Source organism: Candidatus Binataceae bacterium (genome assembly GCA_035294265.1).
Lineage (GTDB): Bacteria > Desulfobacterota > Binatia > Binatales > Binataceae > DATGLK01.
In genome coordinates this window covers 1-14,767 of sequence record DATGLK010000096.1, presented here as the reverse complement: position 1 = coordinate 14,767, position 14,767 = coordinate 1, and the positions used below count along the sequence as shown (strand labels likewise).

18 protein-coding genes are annotated in these 14,767 nt (G+C 62.2%); 15 read left to right on the top strand and 3 right to left on the bottom strand.

Going from position 1 to position 14,767, the window contains the following annotated elements; genetic code table 11:
• On the top strand, nt 1-369 hold a 369-nt coding region (locus tag VKV28_15275; protein ID HLH78164.1), incomplete at its 5' end, for an LptF/LptG family permease.
• Nucleotides 370-373: 4 nt separating this feature from the next.
• On the opposite strand, the gene VKV28_15270 is transcribed toward VKV28_15275, so the two are convergent.
• The gene (locus VKV28_15270; GenBank protein ID HLH78163.1) at nt 374-1,045 is read right to left on the bottom strand and encodes a DUF1614 domain-containing protein; all 672 of its coding nucleotides are present in this window, start codon (nt 1,043-1,045) and stop codon (nt 374-376) included.
• A gap of 87 nt (nt 1,046-1,132) precedes the next feature.
• Between VKV28_15270 and pyrE the strand changes: the two genes are divergently transcribed.
• The 6 genes from pyrE to VKV28_15240 all read left to right on the top strand — a co-directional run bounded on the left by pyrE (nt 1,133) and on the right by VKV28_15240 (nt 6,369).
• Nucleotides 1,133-1,693, top strand: coding sequence for an orotate phosphoribosyltransferase (gene pyrE, locus VKV28_15265; protein ID HLH78162.1), 561 nt, complete (start codon nt 1,133-1,135; stop codon nt 1,691-1,693).
• Entirely contained in the window at nt 1,665-2,555 is an 891-nt protein-coding gene (aroE, locus tag VKV28_15260) for a shikimate dehydrogenase (protein ID HLH78161.1), read from the top strand. The genes pyrE and aroE overlap by 29 nt, the downstream gene beginning before the upstream one ends.
• A gap of 111 nt (nt 2,556-2,666) precedes the next feature.
• Nucleotides 2,667-3,380 (top strand): outer membrane lipoprotein carrier protein LolA, encoded by a 714-nt coding sequence (locus tag VKV28_15255; protein ID HLH78160.1) that lies wholly within the window; start codon nt 2,667-2,669, stop codon nt 3,378-3,380.
• Nucleotides 3,381-3,588: 208 nt separating this feature from the next.
• On the top strand, nt 3,589-4,956 hold the full coding sequence (gene rimO / locus VKV28_15250; protein ID HLH78159.1) for a 30S ribosomal protein S12 methylthiotransferase RimO: 1,368 nt from the start codon (nt 3,589-3,591) through the stop codon (nt 4,954-4,956).
• Nucleotides 4,949-5,395, top strand: a complete 447-nt coding sequence (locus VKV28_15245; protein ID HLH78158.1) for a TraR/DksA C4-type zinc finger protein — start codon at nt 4,949-4,951, stop codon at nt 5,393-5,395. The genes rimO and VKV28_15245 overlap by 8 nt, the downstream gene beginning before the upstream one ends.
• A gap of 89 nt (nt 5,396-5,484) precedes the next feature.
• Nucleotides 5,485-6,369 carry a P-loop NTPase gene (locus VKV28_15240; protein ID HLH78157.1) on the top strand — a complete coding sequence of 295 codons (885 nt, stop codon included), beginning with the start codon at nt 5,485-5,487 and terminating at the stop codon, nt 6,367-6,369.
• A gap of 771 nt (nt 6,370-7,140) precedes the next feature.
• Here VKV28_15240 and VKV28_15235 read toward each other — a convergent pair.
• Nucleotides 7,141-7,584, bottom strand: coding sequence for a peroxiredoxin (locus tag VKV28_15235; protein ID HLH78156.1), 444 nt, complete (start codon nt 7,582-7,584; stop codon nt 7,141-7,143).
• A 172-nt stretch (nt 7,585-7,756) separates the two neighbouring features.
• Here VKV28_15235 and xseA point away from each other — a divergent pair, with 172 nt between their 5' ends.
• From xseA to VKV28_15195, 8 genes are all read left to right on the top strand, one after another.
• Entirely contained in the window at nt 7,757-9,247 is a 1,491-nt protein-coding gene (xseA, locus tag VKV28_15230; protein HLH78155.1) for an exodeoxyribonuclease VII large subunit, read from the top strand.
• A 50-nt stretch (nt 9,248-9,297) separates the two neighbouring features.
• Nucleotides 9,298-9,579, top strand: coding sequence for an exodeoxyribonuclease VII small subunit (locus VKV28_15225; GenBank protein HLH78154.1), 282 nt, complete (start codon nt 9,298-9,300; stop codon nt 9,577-9,579).
• 23 nt (nt 9,580-9,602) lie between these two features.
• On the top strand, nt 9,603-10,358 hold the full coding sequence (locus VKV28_15220; GenBank protein HLH78153.1) for a TlyA family RNA methyltransferase: 756 nt from the start codon (nt 9,603-9,605) through the stop codon (nt 10,356-10,358).
• Between the two features lie 108 nt (nt 10,359-10,466).
• Nucleotides 10,467-11,501, top strand: a complete 1,035-nt coding sequence (locus VKV28_15215) for a LysM peptidoglycan-binding domain-containing protein (protein HLH78152.1) — start codon at nt 10,467-10,469, stop codon at nt 11,499-11,501.
• 86 nt (nt 11,502-11,587) lie between these two features.
• A complete protein-coding gene (locus VKV28_15210; protein HLH78151.1) occupies nt 11,588-11,938 on the top strand; it encodes a hypothetical protein in 351 nt (116 codons plus the stop codon).
• The gene (locus VKV28_15205; protein ID HLH78150.1) at nt 11,935-12,420 is read left to right on the top strand and encodes a DUF2231 domain-containing protein; all 486 of its coding nucleotides are present in this window, start codon (nt 11,935-11,937) and stop codon (nt 12,418-12,420) included. The genes VKV28_15210 and VKV28_15205 overlap by 4 nt, the downstream gene beginning before the upstream one ends.
• A gap of 56 nt (nt 12,421-12,476) precedes the next feature.
• Nucleotides 12,477-13,145 carry a hypothetical protein gene (locus tag VKV28_15200; protein ID HLH78149.1) on the top strand — a complete coding sequence of 223 codons (669 nt, stop codon included), beginning with the start codon at nt 12,477-12,479 and terminating at the stop codon, nt 13,143-13,145.
• 62 nt (nt 13,146-13,207) lie between these two features.
• Nucleotides 13,208-14,371 (top strand): hypothetical protein, encoded by a 1,164-nt coding sequence (locus VKV28_15195; protein HLH78148.1) that lies wholly within the window; start codon nt 13,208-13,210, stop codon nt 14,369-14,371.
• 58 nt (nt 14,372-14,429) lie between these two features.
• Here the strand turns inward: VKV28_15195 and VKV28_15190 are convergent.
• Nucleotides 14,430-14,767: hypothetical protein (locus VKV28_15190; protein HLH78147.1), on the bottom strand; the 338-nt coding region annotated here is incomplete at its 5' end.

Sequence of the window (14,767 nt, the reverse complement as noted above, 5' to 3'; positions counted from 1 at the left end):
GTGCGGCTCGATCCCGAGGAATTCACCCTGGGCGAACTCAACCGCTATATCCATTCACTGCGCCGCAAGGGGCTGGAACCTGGCAGCTACGTGGTCGACCGCGATCTAAAGTACGCGATGCCGCTGGCCTGCCTGGTGATGGTGGCGGTGGGGGTAGCGCTGAATCTCGATCCGTTGCCTCGCCGCAGCACCCTGGGGCGCAGCTTCGCCTGGGGCCTGAGCATCGCTTTCGGCTACTGGTTAGTGCTGGGCTTTACCTCTTCCTTCGGCCGCTCGGGCCTGATCCCGCCCTGGATGGCAGCCTGGCTACCCAATCTGATTTTCCTGGTGATTGCGGCCTCGCTCTTTCTGCTCGGCGAGGAGCATTGAGCCATCAGGCCAACAGTACCGCCACAATTCCGGTCAGAAAAATGCCGTCGAAAGTGCCCGCGCCGCCGATCGAGGCCACCGGCGCGCCCAAATCGCTGATCTTGCCTAAATTGGCCAGATCGGCGCCGATAAGCGTGCCCAGCACCCCGCTGATAAAGGCTACGGTGCCGGCGTGAGCCGAGCCTACCAGAAGATACGCCACTAGTGCCGCCAGGATCGGCGGAACCAACATCGGCGTAGCGATCCCCACGCCGGGGATCGGCCGAGCGAACCAGTTGACCGCCACAGCCACGATCGCGGTGGCCAGTACAGCCGGCTCCAGCACTTCTATCTGATGGCTGAGCAGGTAGATCGCCACCACCAGCGGAACTACAGCGCCTCCCAGGTTGACCGCCAGCACCGTAGCCGCGTCATCGCGCTCGGGCACCCGATAGCGCACGCCGTAATAGCGAACCACCTGGGGGGGATGGCGATGGGAGGCATGCAGCCGCGCGATGGGAATATTGATCCAACTGCCCATTAGACTGGCCAGCAGAGCCACAAAGGCCAACTCGGGCGGGAGTCCGGCCAAAGTGAAGGCATAGGCAATAACGTGGATTTCGACCAGGATGAACCAAAAGGCCAGGAGTAGGAAGAACAGGAAGCCGTAAATCAGCAGGAAGGGACCGAAAAACATCGCGTCAATATAGTCAGAGCCAGCTCTGGCGACAATCCACCGGGCCACCTTGTCAGGGGGCGCGAGCTGCGCTTAGATGAGCCCGCGATGACAATCGACAAACGACGCGATGAATTGCTGGCACTGTTGGCAGCCAATTCCTATTTCGAACGCGAGCTGACCCTGGCTTCGGGCCGGCGCGCCAATTACTACATCGACGCCAAGCGTACGCTATATTTACCCCAAGGCGCGCTCCTGGCGGGCGATCTAATGCTCGATTTGGTGCTGCCTAGCGGGGTCAGGCAACTGGGTGGTCTGGCCACTGGCGCCCTGCCCATTACCGACGCCATCATATGCGCCGCCGGCCGCCGCGCCGCCGATCTGCGCGGCCTGTTCGTGCGCAAAGAGACCAAGGCTCACGGCTTGCAGCAATTGATCGAGGGCGCCTTCCAGCCCACCGACCCCACCGCGGTGATCGACGACACCATTACAACCGGCGGCTCCAGCTTGAGCGCGGCTCAGGCCCTGCGCCAAGCCGGCGCCACGGTCACCCACGCCTTTGCCTTGGTCGATCGCGGCGAGGGCGCGACAGCTGCCTTTGCCGCCGCCGGCTTGGATTACTCCTTCCTTTTCACGGCCGATGAAATCCGCCGCCGTGCCCGTGCTTGAGCGCGCCACGTGCACCTTAAGCGGCACCACCGAGGTGGCCGGGGTAATCGGCGACCCGATTGCCCATTCGCTCTCTCCTGTGATGCATAACGCGGCGTATGCGGCGCTGGCGATGAACCGGGTTTACGTTCCCTTTCACGTCCCCGCCGCCGGCCTCAAGGCCGCCCTACGGGGGGTGGTAGGACTGGGTATCCTTGGGGTCAATATCACGGTCCCCCACAAGGAACGCGCCGCCCGCCAACTGTCGGAGTTGAGTGACGAAGCGCGCCTGCTGGGCGTGGTCAACTGTATCGTCAATCGCGCCGGACGATTGGTGGGCGACAACACCGACGCTCGCGGGTTACAACTCGATCTGCAACGCCTTGGAACCCGCCTCAGAGGGCGTCAGGTGGTTCTGATCGGTGCGGGCGGCGGCGCCGCCTCGGCGCTGCTGGCCTTGCAACGCGCAGGCGTGGAACGGGTTTATCTGGCCAATCGTACCCGTGCCCGCGCAGTGCGCCTGGGCCGCCGTTTTCCCAGCCTTGATTTGGAGATTGTCGGGCTGGCCGACCTGGCCAATCCCAGCTTGATCGCGTCGGCCGCGGCCGTCATCAACGCCACCTCGATAGGCCTTCAGGGCGAGCCTTTTCCGGAACTGGCCTACGATGCGGCGTCCGATGATTGTCTGTTCTATGACCTGATTTACCGCCGTGAGACCACCTCGTTCCTAAAACCCGCCCGCGCCCGCGGCCTTGCCACTGCCGACGGAATCGGGATGCTGCTGGGTCAGGGAGTAATTGCTTTCGAATTGATAAACGGGGTGGCGGCGCCGGAGCCGGCAATGCGCGAGGCGTTGTGGTCGGCGGTGGGCCGAACTTTGTGAAAATCCTGCGCTCGGCCACACCCGCGGTTTATATGGCCGGCCGCTCGCGCTATTGTTGAAGCCGAGCATGACGGCCCAACCAGCCATTCGTGGCCCGGAAAGTCACTTGCCATGCGATCGTTACGCCATCTCGAATTGTCAACTATCGGCTGCGGCCTGGGACTGACAATCCTGACCCTCTTTGGAGGGGTGGCCGGATGGAGCGCCACCACTGCGCCGGAGCCGGCCGGGTTAGCGCGACTTTTGAATCGAATTCAGACCCACTATCAGTCAACCCATACTTTAAGCGCCGATTTCGCCGAAGAGATCGCCGGTATCAGCGGCAACCGCGCGCTACGCAGCGGCCACGTGGATTATCAGAAACCTGGGCGCTTTCGCTGGGAGTTCAACCCGCCCCATCGCGAGACCATTGTCTCCGACGGCCATCAGGTCTATGACTACCAGCCCGACTTGCAACAGGTCTTGGAGATGCCGCTGGCACGGGCTTTTCAATCCGCAGCCCCAGTCGCCTTTCTGCTCGGCTTTGGCAACTTGCAGCGCGATTTCAACGCCACCATGATGCCTCCCATCGAAGACCAGAGCGGTCGCCTGCTTCAGGTGGCACTGGTGCCCAAAGGGGGTGGCCAACGGCTGGTGCTGGGAGTGGGTCCGAACAGCTACGACTTACGCACCGTGACCCTGACCGACGGCTTGGGCAACAAGACTTCCCTGGTCTTCACCAACGTGCACCGCAACCGGCCGCTGGCGGCCTCGCTATTCCAATTCACAGTCCCGCCCGGTACCGACATAATCGCGGCTCCCGCGGCCGGCGCGACACCCCGCTGAGGAGGCGATTGCACCACCTGGGGGCCAAGAGTAGAGATACTTGCCTTGATAGGTGGACAGATTCGATTGTTGCGCGAGCGCGGCACTCCACCAGCGCTTGTGGATGACCGGCGAGCGCCGGGGTCCATGCGGAGTGCTAAAGTACCTCGCACGCAAGATCGCCAACCGCGGCGCCAAGGGTGCAAAATTCTAGCGATGTTTTGAGGTTATGGAAAAAGTCCATCTGGTCAGCCTGGGCTGTCCCAAAAATCTGGTCGACAGCGAGTTGATGCTGGGCGCGTTGACCCAGGCCGGCTTCGAGATCAGTCTGGACCCGGCGCAAGCCCAGGTCCTGGTCGTCAACACTTGCGCCTTTATCGAATCGGCCAAGAAAGAATCGATCGATGCGGTGCTGGAGGCCGCCGAACTCAAGCGCCAGAGCGAAGGCCGCCGGCTGGTAGTCGCAGGCTGTTTGTCGCAGCGCTATGGCGAGGAATTGCGCGAATTGCTGCCTGAGGTCGATATCTTCGTCGGGACCGGCAATTTCCTGGAACTGCCTGAGCTGCTGCGCCGCACCCAGGCTCCCGAGCATCAAGCCCTCGCCTACGCCGGCGCCGCTCATCTACTGCCCAGCGCTGCGATGGCGCGGGTGGCGAGCACGCCGTTTTATACTGCTTACGTCAAGGTCTCCGAGGGCTGCGACCATCGTTGTGCTTTTTGCATCATTCCCTCCATTCGGGGACGCCACGAAAGCCGCCCGCCGCGAGAGATTGTCGCCGAGGTGGCGCAGATGGCGGCACGTGGGGTGCGTGAAATCAATCTGATCGCCCAGGATTTGACCGCGTACGGACGCGACCTGCGACCCGCCAGCAGCCTGGCCGCATTGCTGCGCCAATTGGCGACGGTGGATGGTATCCACTGGATTCGCCTGCTCTACTGTTATCCTAACTTTGTAACCGATGAGTTGCTGGAAACCATCGCGGAACTACCCCAGGTGGTAAAATATATCGACATACCGCTTCAGCATGGCGACGATCAGGTTCTGCGCGCGATGCGCCGGGAACGCTCGGCCGATGGCTTGCACAGGCTGCTGGAGCGCGTCCGGCGGCGGATTCCGGAGGTGGTGATACGAACCTCCTTCATCGTCGGCTTTCCGGGCGAGAGCGAGGCGGCATTTTCGCGATTGGTCGACTTTGTGCGCCAGGAACAGTTCGATCGCGTGGGCGTGTTTACCTATTCGCGCGAGGAAAATACCGCGGCTTACGATTTGGGCCCACAGGTAGAGAGCCGGGTGAAGCGCGCCCGGCGCGCGCGCCTGATGACGGTCCAGGCGGAAATCGCGGCGGCACGCAATCAGCGCTACCTGGGGCAGGAAATGGAAATCCTGGTCGAAAGCCAAGCCGAAACTCAGCCCACTCGGCTGCGTGGACGCAGCGCCGGCCAAGCTCCCGATATCGACGGGCTGGTGTTCGCCCGTGGCCGGGCCCAGCCCGGCGAGTTTGTTCGCGTGCGAATCGAGCGCGCGCTCACCTACGACTTGCATGCCGCGGTCATCGAACCGACCCAAACGCCTTCAAGGATGGTCAGTCATGCCTAAGACTTCCACGAGCCGGAAAAAGTTTCTTGCCAAGGTCCGCCAACGCCTGGAAGAACTCAAGGAGAAGTTGCGCCTGGAGATGGACTCGGCCCTGCGCGCCGAGCGGGAAGGAAGCAAGGACGAGGGGATGGACACCTACGACCTGGCCTCCGAGGAGCGCGACCGTGAGATCAACTTTATTCTAACCGATCGCGAGCGCAACAAATTCACCGCCATCGAGGATGCTTTGGAGCGCTTGAGCGAGGGCAGTTACGGGGTGTGCGAAGCCTGTGGTTTGGAAATCGGCGAGGAGCGTTTGGAGGCGCTACCCTTTACCCGCCTGTGCCGCGACTGTCAGCAGGATCAGGAGCGCGAGGCCCGTACTCAGCGCCGGATGGAAGAAGACCGGACCACCTATCGCAAACTGGGCTCCTCGGAAAACGAAGAAGAAAATAACTGAGCTTGCATGCGCCCACCCGCGCCGGGCTGGGAACAGAGCGCTTTACCTATCCCAGCGTAAGCGTCATTGTAAATGGATTGAGGCGCCAATTGGCATATGAATCCGTGGCACACGAGCTGCCTGTCATTCCCCAGGAACTGAATCTGCAAACTCCGGCCCTGGCTGGCGTCAAAGCTGTGCTGGCGCTGGCCAGTGCCACTGGCGGCTGCGGCAGGAGCACCTTGGCCGCCAACTTGGCGATCGCGTTGGTCTTGAAGAAGTGCAAGGTGGGCGTCATCGACGCCAACTTCAGTGCGCCCGCGCTGCCCACCATCCTGGGTGTCAACCGTATCGTCAGCAGCTTCGTCCCAGGCACGCTGGAACCCACCAGTGCTCCGCTGGGCATTCGCGTGATCGCGGCTGACCCCGATTTTGATCCTCATCCGCTGGACCTGCACGAGGAGGCCACGAGCGCCCTCAATGGCTCTGATGCAGGCATCACACCCCTTTCCATCGAGCGGATCGCAACGCAAGCTCGCTTGGGAGCCCTCGATCTGCTGGTCGTCGATTTGCCGGTGGGAGTGGCGCCGGTGATCGAGTTGGCCCGCTACATTCCCCAGGCGCGTGTGCTGTGGCTAATGACCAATTCGCGCTTGTCCACCAATGCCACTCGCCGCGCCTTGCGGCTCGCGCGCGCCAGCGGCATCGCAAGTCTCGGCCTGTTGGAAAATCTTCAGGGTTTTTATTGCGGCGGATGCCACACCGTGCGCCCACTCCTGCCTAACGCCGACGGTGCGACCTTGAGCCGCGAGTTCGGCCTGCCTAGCTTCGGTCACTTGCCCTTCGATAGCCGGTTGGCGGAATGCGCCGACAGTGGACGCCCGTTCATCCGGGAATATCCCGACCTGCCGCTGGCCAAGCTGCTGGTCGAATTGGCCGCTAATCTGATGGCGGCCTTGACCCCCGCCGCTATCGCTAAAGCCGCGCCCACCTAAAAGCCCGCCGCTCACCGACCGCGAGCCCAGGCTCATGCGCGCCAACCCGCCGATCGGGCTTGGTCAGTGGCCGCGCGGACGAAAGAAGAGAAACGAACCGGCGACCAAAAAGACCAGGACCCCCAGGACTACTAAGCCGTCGGGACTAAACAACGCATCGGTCGGCATGACTGCCTCCCGCAACCCCCAGGTTGCGCCATTACATTAGGCCAAGCGTGTAGTACCTCAAGACGGTTCTAATGCTAGAGCGTTGTTCCGGCAAAGTGCAAGCACGACAAAAAAGGTTTGAGGCAGCGCGACCTGCAAACCATCGGCGTTTTAGGCCGAACCGCGAATTGTCTCCCACGCCCCGGCGCCGACTTCGGTCGTTCGCGCTCCGTGCTCCCTCGGATGGCTGAAAAATATCCGTAAGCGGTATCGGCGGGTTCAACCATCGCTAGGGATGGATGGGCCTCGAGGTCATCGATTACGGCCGGCAGCTCATCAACAAAACAGGGCGTGACGGCCTCGATGTCGGTGGACTTCGGTCTCTGTTACGTGAACCGACCAGAGCAAGTTTAAGGAAGTTTTGCCTCGTTGTTAGAGCACTTAGAAACCTTAGCTTCCTTAGCTCCTTTCCTTGAAAAGGCTCCCCCCTGAGCGTAGGCACCATCTCTTCAAATTATTTTCGCCAGTCCTGCGGGTAGATCGCACTGGCGGAGGGTCTTTGGCGGTCGCGAGCCTTGTGGCCCGCGCAGCCTCGCGTCGCGAGGCTGCGCCGTAAGATTAAAATCAGCCGTGCAGGTCGCTTAGCACCTGAGCCGCGTGCTCGCGCGGATTGACCCCGGGATAGGCTCGCTCGATCTTGCCCTGCTCGTCGATCAAGTAGCTTATCCGGCTGGCGCGACTGGCATTGGGCCCCTCGCACGCGCCGTAGGCAACCGAAATCGACCGGTCGGTATCGCACAGCAGGCGAAAGGGAAACGAGAACTTCTTAACGAAGGCCGCGTTGTCCGCCACCGAATCCACGCTAACTCCCAAAATCTGGACCCCGTGGCTTTGATAATGATCGAAATTGTCGCGCAGCGAGCAACCCTCAGCGGTGCAACCCGGGGTGTCGGCTTTGGGATAGAACCACAACAACACTTTGCTGCCGCGCAAGCTGTTCAAGCTGAGGGGCTTACCCTCATCGGTGGTCGCGGTGAAATCTGGGGCAATGTCACCAACTTTAAGCATTGAAAGACTCCTTGGGCGGGAGCATCGAAAAGCCGGCGCTGCGTGTCTAGTCGCGCCCAGCGACCGCCCGCTCCTGTGCGCAAGCTTACAACACACCCAGCCCCGCTGCGAAGAGCACCGCCCTCCCCCCCGGATGGAAACGGCCCGCGGCGCTCTGGTAAGTTGAGCCGCGATGGACGGGCAATTGGAATTTTCCCTGCAGCCGCCCCGCGCGCCCGCGCTGACGGTCAGTCAGCTCGTGCGCCGGGCCCGCGACACCTTGGAGAGCGGGCTTGAGGAGTGCTGGGTGATGGGTGAAATATCCAACTGCCGGCTGGCCCCCTCCGGTCACCTTTATCTCACCCTCAAGGATAGCCACAGCGCGCTGGCGGTGGTGATGTTCCGCACCGCCGCGGCACGGCTGCGGCTCAAGGTAGCCGACGGGATGCAGGTGCTGGTGCGGGGTCGGATTTCGCTCTACGAGCCGCGCGGCGCCCTGCAATTTTATGCCGAAGAAATCGAGCCGCGCGGGCTGGGCAAGTTGCAACTGGCGTTGGAGCAGCTCAAGCAGCGGCTGCTGGCCGAAGGGCTGTTCGACGGCGCGCGCAAACGGCCGTTGCCCTTTCTGCCCCGCACCATCGGGTTGATAACCGCGCTGCGTGGAGCCGCCATACGCGACATGTTGGCGATCATTCTAAGCCGTAATCCCAACGTACGGCTTTTGATTCGGCCGGCCCGCGTGCAGGGAGAAGGGGCCGCTCAAGATATCGCCCAGGCGCTGGAGGATCTCAATCGCGACGGACGCGCCGAAGTGATTATTGTGGGACGTGGCGGCGGCTCCCTGGAAGATTTGTGGGCCTTCAACGAGGAGCCGGTGGTGCGCGCCATCTTCGCCTCCGCCATCCCAGTGATTTCAGCCGTCGGCCATGAGATAGATTATACGCTGGCGGACTTTGTCGCCGATCAGCGCGCGCCTACCCCCACCGCCGCCGCGCAAATGGTCACCGCCGCGAAAGTCGAGCTGCAGCAGCGTCTGCATAGCAGCGGCGAAATGCTGCTGAGTGCGATGCGTGGCGAAGTCGCGCGTCATCGGCGCGAATTGGTCCATCTGGCTCGCCACGTTCGCAATCCTGGTGCGATCGTCCGCCAGCAGCGCCAGCGGCTGGATGAAGCCAATGCCGAGTTGTCGGTGGCGCTGCAGCGTCATCTGCGCGCGCGCCGGCTGGCCCTGGCGGCGATGAGCGAGCGACTTCGCCAACCGCGTCCTGCCCCCGCCCAGATGCGTGAGCGAGTGGCGCGGCTGGCACTGGACCTGGCGCGCGGCTTATCTTCATATTTGCATCGCGAGCGGCTGCGTACCGGCCATCTGGCCGGCAAGCTCTCGCCTCACCAATTGCAGGCGCGCGTGCGCGGCTATCGCCAAAACCTGGAGGTTGTGCGCCAGCGCTTGTTGGAGGCTGGACCGCGCGCAGTAGCCCGCGAGCGCCGCCAGCTAGCGCAGATGGTTGGCCTGCTCAATTCGCTCTCCCCGCTGCGGGTGGTCGAGCGCGGCTACGCCGTGGTCACTGATCCGCGCGATGGTAAGGTCGTCACCGATGCGGCCCGGGTCGAGGCCGGCCAAGAGGTAGAAATTCAGTTGTGGCGCGGGCGCTTGCACGCGCTGGTCCGTCGGCGCGAGCTTTAAGCCCACGGCGCAGGTAAAATCCGATAGCATCGCAGGGAGCGTGCGGCATCATGGCCAATTCCACTCCGCCCAAGGCGGACTCCAACAATCAGAAGTTCGAAGACGGCTTGGCCGACCTGGAAGCGATTGTGGCGCGTATCGATAGCGGCGAGCTCCCGCTGGAGGAGTCGATCCAGGCCTTCGAGCGCGGTGTCGCACTGGTGCGCGCGCTCAACCAGAAGCTCGATGAAGTGGAAAAGAAGATCGAAGTGCTGGTGCGCGACAACCAGGGCCAATTGCGCACCGCTGCCTACCGCGAACCCGCCGGCGAGGATGAGGACGAGGGCGCGTAGGCATCCGCCACGCGCGCTCTGGCATGCGCCAGCGGCTTGATGTCGAATTGGCCCGCCGCGGCTTAGCCTCCAGCCGCCGCAGCGCTCAGCTTCTGATCATGGCGGGATTAGTCCGCGTAAACTCCCGCCCCGCCTCAAAGCCCGACCTCAATGTAACTGAGAATGCTCTGATTGAGGTCCTGAGCGGACGCGACCCGTATGCCAGCCGCGGCGCCCACAAATTGCAAGCAGCCCTCGATCGTTTTCCAATCACGGTGGCCGGTCGCCTGGCGCTGGACGTAGGTGCCTCCACGGGCGGCTTCACCGATCTGCTGCTCAGCCGCGGCGCACGCCAGGTTATCGCCTTGGACGTAGGCTACGGCCAGCTCGCGATGCGTTTGCGCACCGACCCGCGGGTGATCGTCATGGAGCGCTGCAACGTGCGCTTCCTCACCCCGCAAGCGCTACCTTTCGCACCCGAATTGATCACAATCGACGCCAGCTTTATTTCGCTTAGGCTTGTCTTGCCGGCGATCGCGGCTGTGGCCGCATCTCACGCCGACATCGTGCCGCTAATCAAGCCTCAATTCGAGGTCGGCAAGGGGCAAATTGGCAAGGGCGGCGTGGTTCGCGACATCAAATTGCACCAAGCTGCGGTGGAGGCGGTGTTGCAGCACGCGCGGGAGCTGGGCTTTGCCACCTTGGGCACAGTCGCGTCGCCGCTCAAGGGACCTGCGGGCAACCAGGAATATCTGGCTTGGTTGCGCAAACAAACGCCTGAGCGTCGAAGCAGCGAGTGAGCCCGGTGTTTAGCAATGCCGGTCCGCGGGGGGAAGCCACGGCGTGGCTTTTGTGCCCTTTGCATTAGCTTGGCGAAGCACTATGGTAAAAGAAATATGGCCTCTGTGATGGGATCGCTCGCAGGAGTAACCGGGAAGCTCGGGTCTCCACTCTCGTCGGCCGCGACTGCCACAGGTCACTGGCGAGGGTTTGCCGCGGGTATCCTACTGGGAGCGCTGGTAATCACCGCCCAGGCGCGGGCCCAGATTGTCACCCACGTAAGTGCCGACTCCGCTCCATCGTGGACCGCCACCACTGGTGAACCACCCTCGGGGCAACTCCAGGCGCTGCAAGAGCGCGACCTGTTGCCACCGCCAAGCGCCTCGCGCGCGGCACCCGCTGCGCCGCTGCCCGCCCCGACGCGTCACTCCAGCGGCGACTTGATATACATCGTACGCCCGGGAGATACCTTGGGCGCGATAGCCGATAACTTTCATGTTTCGCTGACGGAGCTTATCCGTCACAATCGCGCGTATTCTGATGGCCGCTTGGAGAGCGGCGCCACCCTGCACATCCCCAATCCTTTCAGCGCGCAAGTGGCTGACTTGGAACAAAAGATCGCCGACCTGCAAACGCAGCAGGCGGTATTGCAGACCCAACTTCAAGATGCTCGCCAGCAGCGGCAGGAACTGACCAATCAGTTGCAAGCGCTCTCTGTTCAGCGCCTCAACCTGCAGCGTGAAGTGCAGGTGCTGCCCTGGTGGAGACGAGTGACCGCGGTGGCGCTGGGGGCAACAATCCTGATGCTGGGAATAACCGGCTTGGCACTGCTGGAATGGTTCCGGATGCGGGCTTGGTTCAGCACTTTGGCGCGCGCCAACGAACGCTTGCGCGCGCTGGACGAACGCTATCGCAACCTGGTTGCCAAAGCCGAGCTGCGCTTCCAACAACTTTACGGCCGGCGCCGGCTTAGCGCCGACAACGGCATCAGCCATCCCGAGGAGTTCGAGATTGAGCGGCTTAACCGCGAACTCAAGCAAATTATCAGCGATCAGCTGCAGCAGGTCGGGGTCACAGCCGAGACCGGCCATCGCCGCTCTCGCTTCCGGGAATGGCTAGTGGGCACTCAAGCGCCCGCGGTGATTCGCTCGGGCCGGCGATGAGCGTCGAGTCGCCCCACCCCAATTTTTCCTTGGCCGGGCTCGAAGGCTTGGTGATCGGCCACGGTTGGCATTCGGAGGACCGAACGATGAGATGGGTGATGCTAGGCGCACTCGTGTTGTCCCTAAGTCTGGGTGCAGAGGCTTACGCGGCCGGAACGACCGCGGTAACCGGCAGCCTAATCGATACCTTTTGCTACACCACGATGGGCGCGCATGGCAGCTCTCACGCCGCTTGCGCCCTCAAATGCGTCAAGAACGGCGCTCCGGTCGGGCTGCTTGAAAAAGGCTCCCATAAGCTCTATGTGCTGCTTCCGGCCCGCGATGCTGCCGCCCTGCCCGCTTCGGTCTTCAATCATATGGAACAGCAAGTCACGATCACTGGTAACGTGCTCCACAGCGGAGGGAGCACCTTTCTCACCGTCAAGTCGCTGAAGTGACCCTGGCTACCCTATTGCCGGGTGCGGCCCACCTGCAGAATATCCATCCTCTGGTGGTCCACTATCCCTTGGCTCTGCTCAGCGTGGCGGTCATGCTTTATCTAGCCACCTGGATAGCCGGCCGGCCCCGATGGGCGTGGCTGGCCTTTTGGATGCTAATCCTGGGCACGGTGGGGGCGTGGGTGGCGGCGGCGACTGGGCTTTATGCCGAGGACGGCGTGATGGTGGCGCGCTCGGTTCGCAACCACCTGCTGCTCCACCACGAGCACCTGATGTTGGTCACAGTCGGCTTGGCGACGGTAGGCACACTGTGGGCCGGCCTGGCTCCGCCCTTTCCCGGGCGAACACGCCCTTTTTTTGTCCTCCTGTTGATAGCACTGGTCGCGGTCATGACCGTGGGAGCGGATTATGGTGGGCGCTTGGTTTACGATTACAATGCCGGTGGCGATGCCTGCAGCCAGCCGATCGACTTCACCCGCTGACGCCGTTCGCGCACACTTGCCCCCGAACTTTACCAACTACCGGTACCAGAGCTCACGTGACTAGCTTTCGCTCGATCGTCAACCTGACCGCCGCCCTACTGTTGGCTTGCGTCGCGCTGGAGCTGGGCGGTTGTAGCTGGTTCAAGGCGCAATCGGCTCCAGCCCCAAGCGCCCTCAACCAGCCCACGCCGCAAGCGACCGCTACCCCGCCGCCGGGCCCTGGGGCCAAGCTGAACATCATCTATACCCATCCCGGCGACTATCTTGAGAGCATGACGGTCACCAAATACAGCTCCGCCACTCTGATTCGGACCCGCAAGCAGAGCAACGGTGTGATAAGCGTGGTACGATTCGATGGCGGGGAGCCCAACTGGCAGATCACGGTGGATTTGGGACTGAGCGGGACGATGTTCGGGCGCGACGTTAAGCCCTATGCTCCGAGCGAAATCATTTATGGCGTACTGCCCAAAAATTTCGTCAAGGTGTTGCCTGCCAACGGAGATCCCGAGCCCTTGGAAGCGGGGCGCTACTACGTCTTCGCAGTCAAGCGTGCGCTGGGCGAGCCCAGCTACCAGGCGGTGTACGTCACCGCGGACGGCGCCATTGAAAGCTACGATGCTCAGCCCTTGATAGGCACCAGCTTCGAGCTGTGTTGTTCGGTAGCTCCCGACTTTACCGGCAACGCAACGGACACCGGGGAACCAGCAAACGACCTCGGCCCCTGAAATCGGCGCTTTCTCGGGTCTTCGACGCACCCAAAACTCCTCCCCGAAGAGGAAAAAAGCGCGTGCGCAACCCGGCAATTGCAAACCATAACAGGCGGAGCACGACCGCAATCTGGCTGACCGCCCTAGGCGCGGCAATCAGCCTGCTGGCGCTTGGTCAGGGCCGGGCCCGCGCGCAGAACCAGAGTGTGGCAGCCTGCACTCCGCAATCAATGAATGCCTACCAGCAACTGGCCACTCAGATGCATCGCGGCGGCGATTTCGCCACTGCCGCCCTGGGTAAGGTGGTGGAGCAAAAGGCCAACCCTGTAATAGCGCTCCATAAGACGAACAAATCCACGGTTCCCGGCGCCTACAACTATGCCGATGATCCGTCCTGCGGCCTGGCTCCAGCGCTGGCTGTCTGTCATTCGGATCGCAGGGGAAACGGTCACGGCGTTGCCGCAACCTCGTTCTGTGGCGCGCTGCACACCCGTGCGGTCATCGGCTTCGTGCGCCCGTTGGCCCATCGAATGGCGTTTACGGTCTATCAAAGGGTCGGTTCCGCCAATCCCGCCACCCGCTGGCGCCTGGTTCAAAACAGCCTGCTACCTCATGATGCGGATCTGACGATGGTGGGCGCGGACACCCTGCAAATCGAGTTTGCCCAACATACCGTGCATCAGCTCTGGCACTGGCGGCACGATGCTTTCACCATGGTCAAGAGTTGGCGCACGGTCTGGGTGTGGCACGCAGGACGTTATGTTTCCCGACCACTGAAGGACGACGGCGAATTACCCCGGGCCAATCGGGATTGCGCAATCGGATTGGTGCATCAAATATTGAGTCAAGCCGGCGAACAATGGTTGCGCCAAGCCGCGTCAACCCCGCCGATTTACCTTTACTGCGGCCACCTCGCTGGCGATCGTGACATCCAGGAATTGGGTTTTGCGCTTTGGGACACTCCTAGCGTCGGGGATATGCCTTGGCTGATATTTGATAAGGACAGCCACGGCCAGTGGGTAGCCGAGGACGAGCCTTACGTTCTGGTGGGAGCGTCGGCCTGCTTGGCTCCGGTGCGCAAAGGCTTCATCACCAGCGATCAGGTCTGGGATGACGATCCTGGATGCCACGGGATGGCGCCTTGCTATCGCTTTGAGCACCACCACTGGACCGGGCGTTATTATATCGTCAGCTCGACCCACTTCAGCGCCAAGCCGGATCCTGCCTGCAATCATTGGCGCTGACATTTGCCGCCTCGCGTGCAGCCGATGAGCGAAAACAGCAGACAAGCAACGGGCGCGGCTAGATTTGCAAAAAGATCTCGCGACCGGCTTGCGCGGTGAGCTGACGTACCGAACTAACCCGATCGCTGAACTGAGCCAAGGTGCTCAGCTCACCGCTACCGGTTACGTCAACCAGGATGCCGAAGATCTTGAAATCCAGGTCGGCCTTGCGCTGGTTGAGAGCGGCCAGCCATTGTGGCCCTACCTGGCATTCGCCATCGGTGATAAACACCACATCGGCGCGGCGCAGCTTCTTGCGCTGGATCAGCTCCACTGCGGCATCCAGCGGCTGCTCGAACTGAGTACCGCCGCCGGGGAAATATTCCGCTAGCTCCAGCACCTTGGCCAATTCCGGCT